This is a genomic window from Vibrio sp. B1FIG11 (assembly GCF_905175335.1).
GTDB classification, from domain to species: Bacteria; Pseudomonadota; Gammaproteobacteria; order Enterobacterales; family Vibrionaceae; genus Vibrio; species Vibrio campbellii.
In genome coordinates this window covers 1,977,479-1,995,363 of sequence record NZ_HG992752.1, presented here as the reverse complement: position 1 = coordinate 1,995,363, position 17,885 = coordinate 1,977,479, and the positions used below count along the sequence as shown (strand labels likewise).

16 protein-coding genes are annotated in these 17,885 nt (G+C 38.0%); 8 read left to right on the top strand and 8 right to left on the bottom strand.

The genetic code is table 11. The features are described from left to right. Nucleotides 1-18 precede the first annotated feature (18 nt). A complete protein-coding gene (locus tag KHO06_RS25545) occupies nt 19-1,638 on the top strand; it encodes an endonuclease (RefSeq protein ID WP_212582858.1) in 1,620 nt (539 codons plus the stop codon). Nucleotides 1,639-2,329: 691 nt separating this feature from the next. Here the strand turns inward: KHO06_RS25545 and KHO06_RS25540 are convergent. Then, on the bottom strand, nt 2,330-3,001 hold the full coding sequence (locus tag KHO06_RS25540) for a beta/gamma crystallin-related protein (RefSeq protein WP_212582857.1): 672 nt from the start codon (nt 2,999-3,001) through the stop codon (nt 2,330-2,332). Between the two features lie 763 nt (nt 3,002-3,764). Between KHO06_RS25540 and KHO06_RS25535 the strand changes: the two genes are divergently transcribed. Beyond that, nucleotides 3,765-4,118 carry a beta/gamma crystallin-related protein gene (locus KHO06_RS25535; protein ID WP_212582856.1) on the top strand — a complete coding sequence of 118 codons (354 nt, stop codon included), beginning with the start codon at nt 3,765-3,767 and terminating at the stop codon, nt 4,116-4,118. Between the two features lie 1,040 nt (nt 4,119-5,158). Here KHO06_RS25535 and KHO06_RS25530 read toward each other — a convergent pair. The 7 genes from KHO06_RS25530 to KHO06_RS25490 form a co-directional block, all read right to left on the bottom strand. Then, a complete protein-coding gene (locus KHO06_RS25530; protein WP_212582855.1) occupies nt 5,159-5,944 on the bottom strand; it encodes an enterotoxin A family protein in 786 nt (261 codons plus the stop codon). A gap of 991 nt (nt 5,945-6,935) precedes the next feature. After that, nucleotides 6,936-7,730: an enterotoxin A family protein gene (locus KHO06_RS25520; protein WP_212582854.1), complete on the bottom strand. Its 795-nt coding sequence runs from the start codon at nt 7,728-7,730 to the stop codon at nt 6,936-6,938. After that, entirely contained in the window at nt 7,727-8,071 is a 345-nt protein-coding gene (locus KHO06_RS25515; protein ID WP_212582853.1) for a hypothetical protein, read from the bottom strand. Before KHO06_RS25515 ends, KHO06_RS25520 begins: the two co-directional genes overlap by 4 nt. Nucleotides 8,072-8,146: 75 nt before the next feature. Further along, a complete protein-coding gene (locus KHO06_RS25510) occupies nt 8,147-8,494 on the bottom strand; it encodes a hypothetical protein (RefSeq protein ID WP_212582852.1) in 348 nt (115 codons plus the stop codon). A gap of 71 nt (nt 8,495-8,565) precedes the next feature. Next, nucleotides 8,566-8,913: a hypothetical protein gene (locus KHO06_RS25505; protein ID WP_212582851.1), complete on the bottom strand. Its 348-nt coding sequence runs from the start codon at nt 8,911-8,913 to the stop codon at nt 8,566-8,568. Between the two features lie 1,126 nt (nt 8,914-10,039). Continuing rightward, nucleotides 10,040-10,600 carry an Ig domain-containing protein gene (locus KHO06_RS25495; protein ID WP_212582849.1) on the bottom strand — a complete coding sequence of 187 codons (561 nt, stop codon included), beginning with the start codon at nt 10,598-10,600 and terminating at the stop codon, nt 10,040-10,042. A 41-nt stretch (nt 10,601-10,641) separates the two neighbouring features. Then, entirely contained in the window at nt 10,642-11,514 is an 873-nt protein-coding gene (locus KHO06_RS25490; protein ID WP_212582848.1) for an AraC family transcriptional regulator, read from the bottom strand. Between the two features lie 436 nt (nt 11,515-11,950). On the opposite strand from KHO06_RS25490, the gene KHO06_RS25485 reads away from it, so the two are divergent. The 6 genes from KHO06_RS25485 (at nt 11,951) to KHO06_RS25460 (ending at nt 17,829) form a co-directional block, all read left to right on the top strand. After that, on the top strand, nt 11,951-12,541 hold the full coding sequence (locus tag KHO06_RS25485; protein WP_212582847.1) for a hypothetical protein: 591 nt from the start codon (nt 11,951-11,953) through the stop codon (nt 12,539-12,541). 72 nt (nt 12,542-12,613) lie between these two features. Continuing rightward, nucleotides 12,614-13,330: a molecular chaperone gene (locus KHO06_RS25480; protein WP_212582846.1), complete on the top strand. Its 717-nt coding sequence runs from the start codon at nt 12,614-12,616 to the stop codon at nt 13,328-13,330. A 12-nt stretch (nt 13,331-13,342) separates the two neighbouring features. Continuing rightward, complete coding sequence (locus KHO06_RS25475; RefSeq protein ID WP_212582845.1) at nt 13,343-15,769, top strand: fimbria/pilus outer membrane usher protein; 2,427 nt, start codon at nt 13,343-13,345, stop codon at nt 15,767-15,769. A gap of 13 nt (nt 15,770-15,782) precedes the next feature. Continuing rightward, nucleotides 15,783-16,631 carry a fimbrial protein gene (locus KHO06_RS25470; protein WP_212582844.1) on the top strand — a complete coding sequence of 283 codons (849 nt, stop codon included), beginning with the start codon at nt 15,783-15,785 and terminating at the stop codon, nt 16,629-16,631. Between the two features lie 11 nt (nt 16,632-16,642). Next, on the top strand, nt 16,643-17,119 hold the full coding sequence (locus KHO06_RS25465; RefSeq protein WP_212582843.1) for an outer membrane beta-barrel protein: 477 nt from the start codon (nt 16,643-16,645) through the stop codon (nt 17,117-17,119). A gap of 20 nt (nt 17,120-17,139) precedes the next feature. Then, entirely contained in the window at nt 17,140-17,829 is a 690-nt protein-coding gene (locus tag KHO06_RS25460) for an EAL domain-containing protein (RefSeq protein WP_212582842.1), read from the top strand. Nucleotides 17,830-17,885: the final 56 nt, after the last annotated feature.

The window sequence follows — 17,885 nt, the reverse complement described above, 5'->3', positions numbered from 1 at the left end:
AACTAATGGAAAATTATAATGAAATCCATAACGAAAACCCTCTACCTCTTACCTCTCATTTGCTCTCCAATCGCCTATGCTGAGGTATTGAATGGAGACTTTGAACAATGGAATGGGAATGCGCCAGCGCAGTGGTCTGTGATTGATTCTGGTATTGCCGTTTCACCAACCAGCAATCCGCATAACTCAGGTGGCCTTGCGGCTCAAGTGATTGTAAATACAGGTACCCAAAGCAACACCGACTTTTTGCAAACCATTAATGTGGAGCAGGGGAAAACCTACCCATTTTCAGTCTCGGTTTACCACACTGAAGGTAATGTTAAAGCGCGTTTGGTGGTTGATGGATACCACGGTTACTCTAACCCTCAGCAAACCAATCAGTGGCAACAACTCACGCACAGTTACACTGCATCATCTAACAAAACGATCAATGTCGGGTTACGCTTTTACGATGAATCTGGCTTTGATGGTTCCGAAGTTGTTTATGTCGATAACTTTCAGCCAAACCAAAATGGTGGCACTCAGCCGCCAGTAGAAAGCTGTAATGACAACGAAGTTTTACTGACATTGAACACCGACAGTTATGGCTCAGAAACCAGCTGGGAACTGAAAGATAGCCAGTCACAAGTTCTGTTTACAGGCCAAGGTTTTGAATCTTCGAAAACCTACGAAAAAACCATGTGCTTAACGAATGGTGACTACCAATTTACGATCAGTGATAGCTATGGTGATGGCATTTGTTGTAGTAACGGTAATGGTTCATACACCTTAATGTTCGGTCAAACCACGTTAGCATCTGGTGGTGAATTCACGAAATCTCAAACCACAAGCTTTACTCTTGGTGGTTCAACGACGCCTCCGCCTGTTGTGGGGGAATACTATAAAGCCGCAGAAGGCAAAACAGGTTTTGAGTTGAAAACAGCGCTGTTTAACATCATCAAGGATCACACAGGACGCGGTTACTCTGCCATTTGGACCTTAGTGAAAGAAGCGGACATAGACAACTACTACGAGAAAGACGGCTCTATTCTCGATATGTATTCTGAAAAACCATCTGGCAGCGATACAGTAAGTTTTACCAAAGTCACAGACCAATGTGGTCAATACAGAACTGAAGGCGATTGCTACAACCGTGAACACTCATTCCCTAAGAGCTGGTTTGGTGGCAAGGTTGAACCGATGAACTCTGATGGTCACCACTTGTTTGCAACCGATGGCTATGTGAATGCGAAGCGCAGCAACTGGCCATTTGGTGAAGTGGGTAACAGCACCTACGTATCAAGCAATGGCTCAAAAGTTGGTTCAGCAAGCTCTACTTTGGGCTATTCAGGAACGGTATTTGAGCCTATTGATGAGTTCAAAGGTGATTTTGCTCGTGCGTATTTCTACATGGCGACGCGCTATGAAAACGTCATTGGCAATTGGGAAAGCAACTCTAGCAACTCTGACGCGGTATTGAACGGCACGAAAACGACCGTTTTTGAACCATGGATGCTGAACATGTTGAAACGTTGGCACAAAAACGATCCTGTTAGCGCGAAAGAGATCAGCCGTAACCAAGCGGTGTTTGAATTCCAAGGTAACCGCAACCCGTTTGTGGATCACCCTGAGTTTATAGAGATGATTTGGGGTAATTAATCCTAAACCATCAAAAACACGAAAGCCGCCTAAGTTAAACACGTTAACTTGGCGGCTTTTTCATGTCTGTTAAAGCACAAAAAATGGGGAGGTATTACCCTCCCCAAGCTAGCACATGATTGCGCCTACTGTTTTTAGTTCTGAGTCACCGTCACGATTGGCGCGTCAAAAAATTTAGGAAGTGCTGGAATTACGCTGCATTGTTTTTTACTTACTTCCGGTAAACAGGGACTCATTGACAACATTCTGGATCCTACATCTTGGAGTTATGTGAACTCGGGTTTGTTTTTCTGTGGATTTGATGGTTAGGAGAGTCTAACAAAGTATGAGGGAACAAGTTAAGAAACGGTACCGTTTAAACCTAAGCTTTGGATAGTTATTCTAATTTAGCTCAATCCTCGATAAGAAAACAGTTAAAGCACCAACGCTCATTTTTTGATTAGCAGGTGATGTCATTAACTTGGATGAGGCCACTTTCTGTGGCTATGCTTTATAGTTGAAACGATGCGTGGGGTTGCGGTTGGCAAAAAAAGGTTTGCACAATCAACAGTGCAAACCAGTTGTTAACATTACTGTACTTATACTATCTTATTTCTTGATATTCAATTCTACAGGGACTCCGAAAAGTGGACTGAAGGAGAATATTGTAGTCGTATGCGAGACAAGGTTTATAGTGATAATTTCAAGTCAGTTATTGGCCAGGTTGTAAGACAATAGGGTTCGATGATAGAACAGTACTTGTACCATCAGTGTAATATACTGTCGTGTCAATTCTGATTTCATGGCCAATAGATGCATAAGCGTTTTTATAGCAGGTGTACTCCTGACCGTAAGAAAGGTTATTACCGAAACCACAATCTGTAGTATACCTAGCCGGCCCTAAGTTGTCCGCGTCACTTTTTAAAACAAACTCTCGAGTTTCGACATAATCGATCTTTGCCTTACTCATGGGCTCATTAAAGTTTAATCTCAACGTGAAACCATAATTTCCAAAGTCAGGGTTTCCGTTTGTTAGTGTCGCAGTTCCAGAACCAGATACCTTAGGTGTGACTATCAGAGATGAAATTGTGTCATTAAACTCATCTCCAATCCAATCTTTGGATTCGTCGAGAATGAGCTTTTTTCCCTGAAAGTTAATGTTTTGAAATGCCTCGACTTTATATCCCTCAGGAATTTCGATAGACGAAATCATATTGTTAAAATTGAATTGTCTTAAATCTAGAATCTTATCGTTAGTTTGGAGCTCTCTACCTTCATAGCCAGCATTTTGGTGTAAAACAACGTAACCGCCGTTCGCGGGAACTTCGGCCAAAGAAGCGAAAGAGCATGACACTAGTGCCATAGATAGAATACTTTTTTTCATAAAAAAACCACTTTTGTTGATCTTGAATGTAACTAAATAAGTTCTCATGTGCAGTCACAATTGATATATTAATGAACTGCCATTTTTAGTGTTGGATATTGTTCGTAGCTAAGCATTCCTAAAGATTAATACATTTAAATATTAACGCATAAAGAATGAAATAGCTTAAATCAAGTCTTGTTCTAGACGAGAAAAAAACTACCATGAGCAAATATTAATGGCAATAATTTTTAGTGTATAACTTATAAAAAAAATCTATTTCTTATTAAACTAGTTGATTTGTTATTTATTTCTTTCCAAAATAAAGGTTTAAATGAACAAAAAAAACGACATTATACACTTATTTGTTTTCTGGCGTTTAAATGCACAAATAATCAGGGTGAATGATCACTTGTCGCTATTTTAGCTTGGTTGCTTTTAGATAGAGGGCTATAGTGTTTCTATCGTTTTTACTCTTACTTAAATTATATTGTTTAGACTAATTAAGTGAGAGCAAGACATGTAAGAAAAAGTGAACTTTTAGTATCTGCTATATCATATGATGGACAATATTCTGTAAATTTTTAATATACAAAACTATAGTCCAAAATAAAATGTAAAGTTGGACCCAGTGCTCACTTAAAAATGGAATTTGGCTAGGAACTAAGAAGCATAAAATAGGAGTAAGGTATCAATATCATACATTAGAAATTTGATATCTGCAGCAAACTCTAGAAATTGCTTTCTCGGACTCTTTAACTACAAAACTTTAAATAGGTTTTTTATGAAAAAAAGTATTTTAGCTATGGTTCTGATGTCATGTTCTTTCGCCTCTCTTGCTCAAAGTTATTACATGAGTTACGCTTACATTGAACTACACCAAGACGCACATGAAGAAGGGCGATCTCTTCGAGTTAATACAGCTCAGCCTGATTTGAGAGATTTCGACTTTAACGATATTACATCATCAGTAACAATTCCAGATGGGTATATGGTTCAAGTATTTAAAGATGTAAACTACCAAGGAGAAAGTCTAGTTCTTCGAGACTCTGATGATTGGTTAGAAGGGTTCAATGACCAGATCTCTTCCTTAATTATTTACCCAAGCGACGCTCTAATTCTAGAAAACAGAAACTAAAGTCTCTAATTTATATAAAGTCGGCTTATTGAAGTTGTAGATAAGCCGACTTTCATCACGTGTACCTTTTTATGAAGAGATGCCGATAGGCATAAAAGCTCTCCCGCAGAGTTCAAAGAATACCGGACGCAGATTACAGCCGATTTAATAGATCGACTGGCGGTACCTATCGTGGAGCTGATGAAGCCACTACTGAGTGTAATAAAACATCAGGTAACAAGTGGTATTTCTTGCTGCTTAAGTTTGAGTAAGATCTTTGATTGTGGGTATCCATTTGTTTTTACTCCTAAATAGACATTCCATTCGTGCATTATACCTCATACCTCGTGGTTTCCACGTCGATATATACTCTGACCGACTCGGTAGTACAACCTCAAACTGACCATACGTAAGTAATGTTGCCACTGCAGCTAACGTTCACTTCAACAAAATAAGGAATACCTAGCCGCTCTAATTTTGCATGCTCATATTTGAGGGAGCTCGGTTGTTTGTTCATTATGCATTGTTTTGTGCACTTTAAATCGACTTGTGTCGACATTTTCATAGCGCACGCCAATACAAAGTTAGGCTACTTGTTGATCTTCGGTTCGTGTTGAAAAGCTGTTTACTTGGCTAATTTGTTGAAGCTTGTAAGCATTTGGCTTATGTTATTTAGACGCGTGGATTATTTTGACCGATTTATGCTCTTTCTATTGGTCGATTAATGAGAGCGTTTGAGTTCGTTCGACATTAAAAGAATTGTCGCCTTTTTAATATGGTTTTTTCTCTTTATAAGCGATTAATTCGAGCTCTTAGGTTTTCTTTGCTCAGGAATCAATACAAGTTTCATGGTGTATCGGATCCTGTTTCTATGAGAAAGCAAACATCGTCAATGATCTCGGGTAGAGGTTAATATTTATTAGCCAATGGAAGATTTGATTCGATGTGCGGAGAATCATTCCTATGATTCTAACTGTTGATGGTGATGGTTTTTCCCAAACAGAATCGGGAAAGTAGGCAGAAAAAAGGACTGAACGTTCCATGCTCAGTCCTTTTTAGCACTACAAGATATCGCCTTCAAATAGGGTTACTTCAGTGAACTTAGGGACGTTAATGACCTGGCACTTATTCGCTTGTGATCGAGACTGTTGACTTCCACAATCTCCCCCCATGAAACAGGCACTAACCGTCTCGGAAGGTGAACTTACTGAGGAAGAGGCCATGGTAGCATTGATGCTCGACGGAGGTATAGATGAAAGGATGGCACTTTCTGGGAGTGGACTAGGTGATGCGTTGGTCCCTCTAACATAATTCGGGTTCTCCCTTCTTTCCTCCGTTCCATCATCTAGGTTGAATATGGTTACGGAAATTATGTTTCTAGATGGAATTAAGGTTCGTACCACTAGCTCTGCTTCTGAAAACGCTTGAAGCATGTAATTCTGTAACCTTATTCGTTGTGCAGAGCTATAAGCGGGTTGATGCCTCGCTAATTCTAATGTCTCCAAAACATCGATAAAGTACTCATTGGTTTCAACTTCGTAGACATAAGCCAAGTTGCGGCCCGTCTCTTGAGCAGTTCCTTCCGCAAAGTGAAAAGCTCTGAGGCGATTGCGAGAAGTACTAACGAAACCAGAATTTCTGTCGCCTCCGAAACAACTTGCGCCGGAGATATGCCTCATTAGATCCTGTGAACTTCCAATGCTTTGAAATCCGTTTTGGAATATATCGTCGGGGCCTCTTGTATCACCTCTATATACAGTTATTGCTTGTGAAAACGGAGCAATAACTAGAGAAATAAGAAAAAGAATAATTAGTATTTTGTCTTTTGAAAAAATCAATGATTTCATTGGGTAATGTCCTTTTGAGCTTTACAAAATGTCGCCTTCGAACAGAGCCATTTGAGTAATCTTCGGAATACTAAACAAGTAGCATTTCCCGGAGTTTCTATTTGTATAAGCACTTCCGCATGCCTCATCCATAAAGCAGGCACTAACTATTGAGGGGTTATTACCTGGTGTAGGAGAGTGCAGGACAGCAGCAGTGTCGGAACCATTTACGCTGTTTGGCGGTAAATATGGAATTATTAAGTGCTCTGGTAGTGGGGCAGGCAAAGTATTTGGTCCACCGAGATAGTTAGGGTTAATTCTTACTTCGGTAGTCTGTTGAGATAAATCATAAATAGTTACTCTAATTATAGATGATGGCGGAATGCTATACTGTGCGAGGATTTCGGTTTCAGATTCTGCATTCTCAAGCAGAGCGTTTTGTAGTATAATACGTTGTTCTGCATTATATCCGGGGGTGGCTACCGCTCTTCTCAGTGTTTCTGCAACATCAATGTAGCTATTGTTTGTTTGAATCTCATAGACATAATAAATATCTTGCTCTACTTGGTCAGCAGCTGCACGAGCAGCCCAATCCGCTGTTGTATGATAACGAGACGTACTTATAAAACTTGATTCTGATGTTCCTAGGAAGCAACTGACTCCGGAGATATGGTTTATTAGATTCGTCGAACCACCGGCACTTTTAAAGCCTTCTTGAAAGATTTCTTCGGGCCCTCTTGTATCACCTCTATATACGCTAATAGCTTGTGATAATGGGCTGAAGAGTAAAAGTAAAAAGATGGTACTTCTAGATAAAAGCGATTTAATGGTATAATCCTCCCTTTAAATAAAACTTAAAATAAAAATATTTAGTTTAAATTGCGCGATACGCTGAAACCGATGCTCTCGTACTAGCTTGCTCATAAAAATAGTATTTCTAGCTTGAAATGTAGGAGAAAGGTCTTTCTCCTACATTTATTCTTTTCCCTTCTTGTATACTTAATCTTTATAGTTACAGTACGTCCCCTTCAAAAAGGCTGATTTGAATCACTGGAGGAACCTCTGCTTGAAAACACTTTGCTGATTTCTTGTCTGATGAACTACTACATGCTCCTCCCATAAAGCATGCGGTTACAGAAGATGAGTCACTCTCTGAACCAGATTCGGACTCATACCATGCCATGGTCGCGTTGCTAACACTACTAGGAGGAAGAAATTGCATATAAAACTCGTCCGCTAGTGGTTGAGGAGGTTCATTGGAGCCTCTTACGAAGTTGGGGTTTTCCCTCGTTTCGATTAATTGCTCAGTATCTGTTCGATAAATTTGTACCCTTATTACAGAAGAGGCAAGGATTAAGAACTGTGATAAGACTTCATCTTCTCCGTCGGCTTGTCCTGCAAGGTTTCCTAAAATTACACGCTGTGGTGCTGTATAACCAGGAATTTCGTGAGCTCTCCTTAATGTTGCTACTACATCGATATAGGAGCTATCACTTTCGATTTCGTAGATGTAAAAGAATTCATGTCCTTCAGCGCTTGCTCCTTCAGAGGCGAAATCGTAAGCACTAACAGAACTAGCAGAAGTACTGACATAGTTACTGTTTGCAGTACCAGCATGGCAGCTAGCCCCGGATATATGCCGAATTAAATCGGTTGAACTCCCAAGGCTTTGGAAGCCATTCTGAAATATCTCTTCAGGAGGCCTTGTATCTCCTCTATATAAAGTAATAGCGCTTGAGACGGGTGATACCGTTATCAGCAGAACGAAGTATAATAGGTTACTTTTTATTGACTTAATTATTATCATCGTCTTACCTCTATTGCCCATACTCGACGAGGGACAAAAAATCGACCCCCACATATATTCACCTCAAGCCCTAAACGTTGGGCCATACGAGCCACCCGAATCTGCTCCCTAAAGATATCGCTATTCCCAAACTCGTCAGCTATACGCCATTCTTGACCCGTTGTAGATTTCAAGATAACTCCTGTATCCTGCTGTGCAGTGTTTGCAGAAATATCACTTAGTGTCACATCTGTGAAAAAGAACCCTCCATTATCAACGCATGTATCGTTAAAGTTAATTGCATGAGATAATGGTGAAATAAAGGCAAAAACACAGGTTATAATGGTTACTCTTTTATTCATACTATCGCCCTCTAAAACTATAAGTAGACTATCTTTTTATTTCTAAAGCCTTCTCGGTCCTGGGGAATAAGGGCATTATTTTGTTATCTCTAACGCCCATACTCGTCTAGGGGAGAAATCACTCTTCCCTTCGCATATGTTAACTCGAAGGTCAAAAAGCCTTGCCATATCAGCGACACGAACCTGTTCCGTATAAATATCGTGGTTACCAAATTCGTTCGCTATACGCCATTCTCTTCCCTCGAAAGATCTAATTATGACTCCTGGACTTTGTTGAGCTGTATTTGCAGTAACATCGTTTAATCTTATATTGGTATGAATGGTTCCTCCGTTATCAGAGCATGTGCCAGAAAAAGTGACTGCATGAGATAAAGGAGATATAAAAATAGAAGCCAAGATTAAATTCATAATTCTCTTATTCATTTGATAATTCCTCTTTCATTCCTATGTTATTAGGCGGTCTTGCGATATAATCATAACTAAAAAAGGAACGTTTATTGTGTTAGCTCTAATGCCCAAACCCGTCTAGGAGAATAAGTGTCAAACCCTGCGCATATATTCAATTTTGTGCCTACTATCATTGAAGATCTTACTATACGTAATTGCTCTTCAAAGATAATGCTGTGACCAAATTCATTTGCTATTCGCCATTGGTATCCCGAATTAGACTGAATATAAATACCATTGTTCTTATTTGCAGACGTAATTAAAAAGTTAGAGATGGATTGCTGTTTGTATAGAGTCCCGCCCCCTTGAGTGCAAAGACTATCGAATTCACTAGCATTAGCTAAAGGAATAAGTCCAAAACATAAAAACAATGAAATATAAGTTTTTCTTAACATGTGATTTTCCTTTAAAAGGTTGGTTAGTTATATAGTCAATTATCCTAATAATATATTCGAGACTTAATACTGTCTTGGTATGATTACGTTAGATTCAGTAAACTCGATTGACCAAACCCGAGAAGGGGAAAAATAAGGACCGGAGCATATATTGACGTTTAATCCAAGTAATATAGACGCTTTAGCTATTCTGAGTTGCTCTTCTACAGTCCCTCGTGGTTGAAATCCTGGGTCTATTCTCCATATTTCACCTTTCGCTGTTGTTATATAAACTCCAGGGGTCGAGCTTCCTACCGCTACGGATGCATGACTCCCTGTCAATGACTTGTTATAGTGTTTATACCCACCCCCGTCGTCACAGAGCTTATTAAAGCTAGTTGCATTGGAAAATGGTGTAATGCTAAGAGATATGACCACTCCAATAATTAATTTTCTAATCATAAAAATCACCATTTGATTATTTTAGTATCTGGGGCTTTGAGAACCCAATGAAGTTTAATGTGTTATAAATTCAGTATCCCTCCCTCTACTGTATAATAATTTCGTTAAATAAAAGTCCTACGTGGAGATTTAGGTAAGTATAGAAATAAATTTCACCCAATCTAACTTACCTATCAAATGAAAATATAAAACCTTAAACCTATAAATACTTCATGATTTGATGAAGTAAATCATGAACTTTAGAGTGCATATATGCTGATGGTTATCTCGTCATGTTTGTATATAAATAGGTCCGTTATACGAAAGTAAAATTATTTATGCTTTATTTTTTAGTTCTAAATAGCCTATCATTTGGATTAAACCATACTCGCTAACTAGTCTGATATTTATATCAGACTAGTTGGTATTGACGTAGAAAAAACTCAAGAGTAATTTATTGCCAATCTTCAACTATATTTCCGGTCGTGTTGATATTTTAGGCATGCTGATCTTACGCTCATTCTTTTTGGTGTTCTCTTGAAACATGTAACACCAAAGACTATAAGTCACTCTAATCGATAAGCACCTCTTTCTTGCACAACTCATAACCTGAGAGTCAATTCTATACCCTTAAAATAACAGGACTTCTTGAGGTAGTAATTCTACCCAGGTTGTTTTTGAACTGCTCGATAAAGTAAGCTCCGTCCTAAAATGAAAGCTCTTTGTTATTTACAATTATGTTTTTTTCTTGCTCTACTAACAGGAAACTATCAAAAAAAGCTCTATTTAGGCCATCGTCTACGGCAATAGTGAAGTAATTAATACCAAGATTACTTTCTTTAGGGGTGCCGGAAAGAATGCCGCTTTCTTTATCAATTTTCATCCAATTAGGCCCCGTCACTATTGCATACACCAATCGGTCGCCATCTTTATCGGTGGCCTTTACTTGATATTCTAAGTTCGAACCAATATATAGCGATGAGGGGGTTATGTCGCTAATCTCAGGCTTTTGGTTAGATATTAGAATCCGTTCTCGTGTTTTACTGCCGCCTTCAAGCTGCTCGTCAAAATAAAAATTGTCTACATAGACCTTAGGTTTCATTATATATTCAGGACTCTGTATTTTATAGTACACACCAGAGATATTAGTTGATTCTGACGTTATGGACTTATTTTCACACCAAGGCGTTTCGATATTGAATATGATTTCTTCATTGTAACAGGCACTAAGAGCTAAAGTACACATAGTAAAAGCAAGGTTTCTCATGTAAAATTAAATGTCCATGCATATAATATTTTATCTGCATTCTAGTGGAAGATTGACTTTTCAGTTTCAGAACGAACAATTTTTCTGTATTTGGCGAGTGAGAGCCCCTTTTCCTTTTTAAACACCTTATCTGCACTGGAGACACTTTTATATCCGCTATCTGATACAGCTGCCTCGAGAGACTCATATGGGTTATTTTGTATGTTCATACATAATCTCCGCATCCTCAGTTTTCTTAACTCATGTCGAAATGTAGTGTTGTTTTCAAAAAATATCTTCTGAGCTTTGCTTCGTGAGCAATACATTTTAGAAGCTAGAAATTCTAGAGACATGCTTTCATTTTCTATATTGTTTTTTAATATTTCCAATGCTGTATAAAAGCCATGACTATCTGCTTTTTTATGTAGCCCCTTCTTTAAACGCGTTACCTCGCTAGATATTATTGATATAGCAGTTATTATCCGACATCCCGATGTGTCGTTATCCATTAAGTAGTGGGTTGATAAAAGTTCGGCTGCAAGCGGTACACTCAATGCCGGAAGGGACTTTATATCTCCATATCCTTTCGCTTTAAATGTCGGCAAAGCAGAATCTGGGAGCAGAAATGCAACAACTAGGCAATCTTCACTTAAAAACTTGATTGTTGCATCTTCTCGGGCATCGAAGGCGAAAAAACCACCAAATTGCAGCTTTTCTCTGTTATTCCCAACAATTAATTCAGCGCCGGATCTTAGAAACAGAAAGCAAATTAGCTCTTCTTCACTAATATAAGAGCTTATTGACAAACTATTCATATAGTTGTTACTCGTGAAGACGGGATACTCATCCTTAATATACAGAATACTGTCAATATCTGTATCTTGCGTAAATGTAAGTCTGTCGTCTGCATTTCGCACAACCTTTATTACTGACATAACTATAATCCTTTTTATATTTTTTTTTAGATTTATAAATTTTCATATCAATTGTCAATAGGATCTCTAGTGAAATAGGATTATTACCAATTGTTTTAATCAAACAGATGTAAAATTTGATTGTTTGGACGTGTTTTTTTTGGGGGACATTGAATCTATAGAGAAGAATCTTGTGATGTTAGAATGTTCATTGTTATTGTCCAATTGAACATAGTTGTGGTTTTGACGTTGTTAGATCAATTTATGAATGTATTATCTATTAACAGAGGCGGAGAATTAATAGAATCGATTGGTTTTAAAGGTAATTACATTATCCTTTTTAATGTATTTTATTAATTGAATTATTTTAGGGTGCTAATAATAAGTTTCTTATTTACATGTGCCTGAGTAGTCTGCCTCTAAGTAATAAGTAAAATTAACCCATAAAGGAAAAAATATGAACTTCAAGCACTCAACGCTCCTTATTGCTGCAACTCTTTTTGGTTCTTCTGCGTTTGCAGATACAGATCTTGTTCAAGGCGGCCAAGGCCAAGTTCAGCTTATTGGTGAGATCACAGCGACGACTTGTGTTGTTTCTATTGATGACACCTCTCTTCGTTTTTCTGTACCGCCAATCGCGTGGAATGCAGCAAGTGCCGGTGTTACAAAACAAGTTTCGTCAAAGATAAGTTTGTCTTCGTGTCAAGGAAAAGATTTGAGCGTGAAGATTACCCCGAAAGCGAGCGTTGGTTCGCATGGTAAGTTTGACAACGTTGAAACTACCAAAGCTGGTTACCAGCTATTTTTGACAGATGACGTAGGCGCGGGCATTACTGTTACTGATGGTCGAGCTGGTGGAGACGGTAAAACGAAATTCGTTGACTTTACTACTGCTGCCGGTTCGACATTCAACGTGGACCCTACTGCTGATTCTGCATCTTTCAACGTTCAAGCTAACATTCTCAAAACTGCAACTGATTCAACTGGCGATCTAACTGAAGGAACGAAGCTTAACTCATCGTACACATACACGGTAACTTACCGCTAATCGAAATGTTAGGTATTTGTTCCTAATTTCAATTACCCCCTTTCCCTCTGGAAAGGGGGCTATGAGGTCGAAATGAAAAAACCAATCAGTAAGTTTTTCTTCTTAGCTTCCCTTGCTATGAGTAGTTTAGTAACAGCTGCACAAGGGGTTTACCTTGGGTCAACGAGGGTAGTTTACGATTCGGGTTACAAAAGCACATCTCTCACAGTCGCAAGTCTAGAAAAAAAGCGAAGCTGGTTGATGAGAAGTTGGGTAAATGATGGTGAATCTAAAAACAAGTCAAATCGCTTTATAATCACGCCTCCGCTACATCTCTTAAGACCTGGAGGTGAATTTTCCCTAAGAATCAACCTTATTGATAAAGAAGGGCTTCCGTCCGATAGAGAGTCTATTTTCTATATCAACGTCATGCAAATACCTAGGCAGAGCACACTCGGCGATGGTAACAAACTTCATGGTGGGGTGGACTTTTCTATCACCCACACAATAAAAATGTTTTTCAGGCCAAGTGGACTAAATAACGAATTTGATGTGGAAAAAGCACAAAAGGGACTAGATATAGTCAGACAAAACGGCACTAATTATTTATACAACACCTCTCCTTACTATATTTCCTTGAAATTTATTAAGATAGGAGGAAAAGATATTCCTATAGAAAATACAATGCTAAAGCCTTTTACCGGAAAAACACCCCTGCCGAAAGAACATAACCTTGATACATCTGAACTGAACTACGGGGTTATCGATGATTTAGGTGGGGTTTTGGAAAGCACAATAATAAGGATATAAAAGGAACTAATTTTGGTAAAAATAGCAATTTTTAGTTTGCTCTTCATGATATCTACACGATTAATGGCCAGCGATATTTCATCAAGTTTTTTTAACGTCAATAGTGACTTTTTGGGAGGAGCCGCAGTAAATTCTAGTATCCTCGCTGAAAATAGTTATCTATCGGAAGGTGAATACTTTGTCGATGTTGTACTAAATAACAATCTACTTGAACAGAAGTTATTGAACTTTCATTTCGATGAAAAAAAAGAGTTAGTTGCATGTGTTAGCCCATACGATTTAGTGTACTGGGGGATATCTTATGACTCTACTTCAAAGGATGTGTGTGTTGATTTAAATCAGGACTTTCCACTGGCCACATCACACTTTTTGGTTGACGAACATCAATATATTCTCGATGTGCCCCAAGTTTATCTCGAAAAAGATAGTCCTTTCATAACGAACCCCAAGCTTTGGGATGTAGGCAAAAATAGTTTTATCGCAAATTATTATCTTTCTGGAAGTAAATATTTCGGCACCGGCAAAGATAGTCTGTTTTCGAGTTTCCAGTCTGGTCTCAATATTGGAGAGTGGCGTTTTAGGAATTCAAGTACTTGGAGTTATGTAAATGATGATAGTGAATTCGAATCTATAGGCACGTATATCGATAGAGCTTATTCTTTTGGTCAGGGAGGAATCTTAACTATTGGGCAAACTTCAACTGCAAATACTATCTTCCAAAGTTACGGCTTCGAAGGGATCAAGCTTTCTTCCGATACACAGATGCTGGCTTATGATAAAAGAAACTTCTCACCTTCTATTAAAGGCATCGCTTCCACCCCAGCTATCGTTTATTTAAAGCAAAATGGGAGAATTCTATACCAGAAAAGTGTTCCAGCCGGCCCATTTGAGCTTGAGGATTTGGATATTGGATATAACCAAGGAGATATGCTTGTCGAGGTCGTAGAAAGTAGCGGCAAAACTACCTCTTACACATTTTCTCCTGCTAGCCTACCAGTACTGCAAAAGGAAGGCACATATAGTTATAGTGTTTCTGCAGGTAGACTTAGGAATACAGAATCAAGATCCAAACCATTATTTCTGGATAGTACCATCTCATACGGCTTTACGGACAACTCTACTGTTTATGGCGGAGGACAAATAAGTCAGGATTTCTACGCTTTGGCCCTTGGCTTTGGACATTATCATCCAATACTTGGTGCAATGTCACTTGATTTGACACATTCTATATCTGAATTTGACCCTAGAACAGCTTTAGGGAGTCAAATCAAAGCTGCATACGCAAAAAACTTTGGAAGTTCAGGAACTTCTTTAACCGCAAATATTCGACATAATTTATCTAGAGATTTTTTTACTTTTGGAGAGATCCCAGACAACAGTTCTGGTTTAGATGTTAATTCTCAGAACTTTAAATCTAGATATATGCTCTCTATATCTCAGAGATTAGGCCTTGATAACAGATATGGGAGCTTATCGCTAAGTGGAACTTTCGACAAATATTTCGATCTCGATCATAGCTACTTTATAAATTCATCATATTCAAAAACGATAGAACGCTTTACCTTAAATATGGGATTACAATATAACAGATCCAAAGATGATAACAATTTGGTTTCTCTTTTAAGCATATCTTTTCCTATTGATTATAAAGAACATGAAGCATATGTTTTCTCGAATACTCGATTTAACGAAGATGACCTTTATACTGATCTAGGCGTAACAGGGCAACTACTAGATGACAAGGCAAATTACTCTTTAGCTTTGGGGAAAAATACTAAGGGGAACGAGTCATATAGAGGCGCAGTTTCTTATCAGTCATCTGTCGTAAAACTCGATGCTTCCATAAATAGGAGCGACAATATTGATTGGGCTAACCTTACTTTGGAGGGAGGCTTGGTAGCATTCGACAAAGGCGTAACGTTATCCCAAACTCTATCGATGGAACAAGGTAATGCTTTAATAGATGCTAACGATACACAAGGCGTCTCATTTAAAACACATAGAGGTATTACTACTAACAGTCAAGGCTACGCTGTAGTGCCTAACTTACGTGCTTTTTCGGAAAACAAAATAGATATAGACGTTGATAAGTTGCCGGTTGATACCGACATTATAGACTCCTCTCAAAAAGTTATACCTAGTAAAGGGGCCTTATCTGTTATCAAATTTGATGTAAAAAAGGGCCATCGTGTTTTGTTTAAGGTAGCTAATGTCAAAGACATTCCTACAGGCGCAGAGGCAGTCATAGAGCAAGATGGAAAGCTAGTCTCGAAGGGTATGATTGATGGAGGAAACTTATATTTGAGTGGAGTTCCGGATAGTGGAAAAATTAAGGTTTTTTGGTTGTCTAAAAAACTAAAGAACGAATCTTGTGAAGCTGATTTTCTTATAAATAAAGAAAGCGATGGGTTAATAATGACCGACGTATTGTGTAATTAAAGGAGTAATTAATATGAAATGGAAATGGTTGATGCTATTCGGCTTTTTTTCGGCATCCTTTTTTTCCTATGCGAAAGTAGTATCTATAGAGACTCTAAACTTTGGTAATATAAAATCTTCAACATCTGATATATTGGCTACCAAGATTATTGATATATCTAGATATTGTAGTAATCAATGTTCTATATCTAACGATGAAAATACGACTGTTCTCGAAAAAGGGAACTCAATTATACTAAACAGAGAATCGGAGATTGCGATTAAGTTATCGTTGTCCGATGCTAACGAACATAATCTTGAGGTTTCACTACTGAACAACTTTAAAAAATCATATTACGATCTTTCTAAGATAGATTTTCAATTTAGTCTGAATATATATAACAATTTAAGCCGGAGTGTTGTCGAACCGGACAAGTTGTTATTCACTTTATCAGGAAATCTTGAGTCTTCTTCCTGTTCTGTAACTCAAAGTTCGTTAAATATACAGCTACCTCCAATTTCTAAGGCTGAAATTAAATCAGTAGAAATCGGCACAAGACTTTTGAGCAGCTCCGCTCGAGAATACATCGAAATCGACTGTCAAGGAGCCGTTGGTCGACCATTGTACGTTACTTTTTCCTCCGAAAAGGTAACAGACGATGCAAGAGTTCTTCAAACAGGCAATAACGGTGTCGGTTTCACGGTTATTAATGAAAGCACAGACAAACCAATTAACTGGAGTGGTAACGAGATTACTAATTACAACTCTTCTGAGTCAGGTAAGGTAATAATACCCTTAAGAGCATATTACACTAGATTATCTGGCGATGTTTCTCTCGGTGTTGTTAAAACTATCGGTAATTTCACTGTAAGCTATAATTAGTTGGAGGTAAGGTGACACGGTTAACTATTCTATTTTTCCTTATTTCTTCTCCGGCATTAGCTAATTTTTATGTTGGGCAGAGTGTCTCTTACAACATTTTATCTGAAACATACGTAAACGGTGATTATATAAATAGCGAGAATTTCGGTGTTGGTTTGTTTGTCGGAAAAAATATTAATGACCAAATTGGGATCGAATACAACATTGAACATTTACAAAGTGACTCAAACAAGAGAGGACATAACCTGCATTCACTAAAGTTAAAGCTTGGTTTAGATGGTCATTACAGGTTCACCCCAGAATTAGGTCTAGGACTTTCTAGTTTAAAAGGAAACTTATCTTCTATGACATCAATAGGTTTTAAATACCAGCACGTCGAAAATGTTCATTTGAGATTGTCATTAAATAATATTTCCAACTTAAAAAATGAATCTTCTGAGTTTGACATTTACAAGTTAGAGTTTGGTTTCATATACAGTTTTATGTAAAAGTATTTGGTTAATCACTTATGAATGAAAAGATTATGATTTTTCACCATGATAAATGGTTTTTATTAGACACTGTTTTTCAACCAATTTTCAAAAACGTTCAAGTCTCGATCGTTGCTTACGAGGCTTTGGCCAGGATCTATGATCTTTCCGGAGAAAGAGTAAGTAACGAAATAATCAGATCATTCTCCGATGCAACCTTGAAAAGGATTTTTCTTTATCAATTGGATCTCGTGAAGTCTTTGAATTTCGAAAAAGTAGTCTCTCTAAATATTGGTTTCGCTCAGCTCGAAGATAAATATTTTGTTGACGAAATAATCAAGAGGAAATATTCCAGCATTGCTTTGGAGATTAACGAAGAAGATAATGACATGAAAACAGTAAGGTTAATGGATAATGTCTGCTTACTAAGAGAAAGGGGTATGGAGTTCTGGATGGACGACTACGACCCGTATATAGAATTATGTAATGCCGCGCTCGTTAGCTTTCCCTGGGACCGAGTAAAGATAGATAAGCGAATTGTCCATGATTACTTTAACAGAGACGATGTTGTTTTTTTGTTGGCAATATTATCCAAATTTTGTGAGAAAGGTGTAATATTTGAAGGAGTCGAAACTAACCGGCACGATCACTTGCTAATGGACTTAAGTTGTTATGTACAAGGTTACTATTATTCATCTCCTTTGAGTATCGCATCCCTCAGTTTATAGGAAGCAGGCACAGCCTATTCGAGTATATTGCGTAATTAAAGGGGAGGTTTACCCTC

Bases quoted from the DNA above. Each gene is read 5' to 3' on its own strand.
- KHO06_RS25540 (WP_212582857.1), bottom strand. From the start codon at position 3,001: ATGAAAAAAAGTATTCTATCTATGGCACTAGTGTCATGCTCTTTCGCT.
- KHO06_RS25505 (WP_212582851.1), bottom strand. From the start codon at position 8,913: ATGTTAAGAAAAACTTATATTTCATTGTTTTTATGTTTTGGACTTATT.
- KHO06_RS25530 (WP_212582855.1), bottom strand. From the start codon at position 5,944: ATGAAATCATTGATTTTTTCAAAAGACAAAATACTAATTATTCTTTTT.
- KHO06_RS25515 (WP_212582853.1), bottom strand. From the start codon at position 8,071: ATGAATAAAAGAGTAACCATTATAACCTGTGTTTTTGCCTTTATTTCA.
- KHO06_RS25470 (WP_212582844.1), top strand. From the start codon at position 15,783: ATGAAATGGAAATGGTTGATGCTATTCGGCTTTTTTTCGGCATCCTTT.
- KHO06_RS25495 (WP_212582849.1), bottom strand. From the start codon at position 10,600: ATGAGAAACCTTGCTTTTACTATGTGTACTTTAGCTCTTAGTGCCTGT.
- KHO06_RS25485 (WP_212582847.1), top strand. From the start codon at position 11,951: ATGAACTTCAAGCACTCAACGCTCCTTATTGCTGCAACTCTTTTTGGT.
- KHO06_RS25480 (WP_212582846.1), top strand. From the start codon at position 12,614: ATGAAAAAACCAATCAGTAAGTTTTTCTTCTTAGCTTCCCTTGCTATG.
- KHO06_RS25535 (WP_212582856.1), top strand. From the start codon at position 3,765: ATGAAAAAAAGTATTTTAGCTATGGTTCTGATGTCATGTTCTTTCGCC.
- KHO06_RS25490 (WP_212582848.1), bottom strand. From the start codon at position 11,514: ATGTCAGTAATAAAGGTTGTGCGAAATGCAGACGACAGACTTACATTT.
- KHO06_RS25545 (WP_212582858.1), top strand. From the start codon at position 19: ATGAAATCCATAACGAAAACCCTCTACCTCTTACCTCTCATTTGCTCT.
- KHO06_RS25460 (WP_212582842.1), top strand. From the start codon at position 17,140: ATGAATGAAAAGATTATGATTTTTCACCATGATAAATGGTTTTTATTA.
- KHO06_RS25520 (WP_212582854.1), bottom strand. From the start codon at position 7,730: ATGATAATAATTAAGTCAATAAAAAGTAACCTATTATACTTCGTTCTG.
- KHO06_RS25510 (WP_212582852.1), bottom strand. From the start codon at position 8,494: ATGAATAAGAGAATTATGAATTTAATCTTGGCTTCTATTTTTATATCT.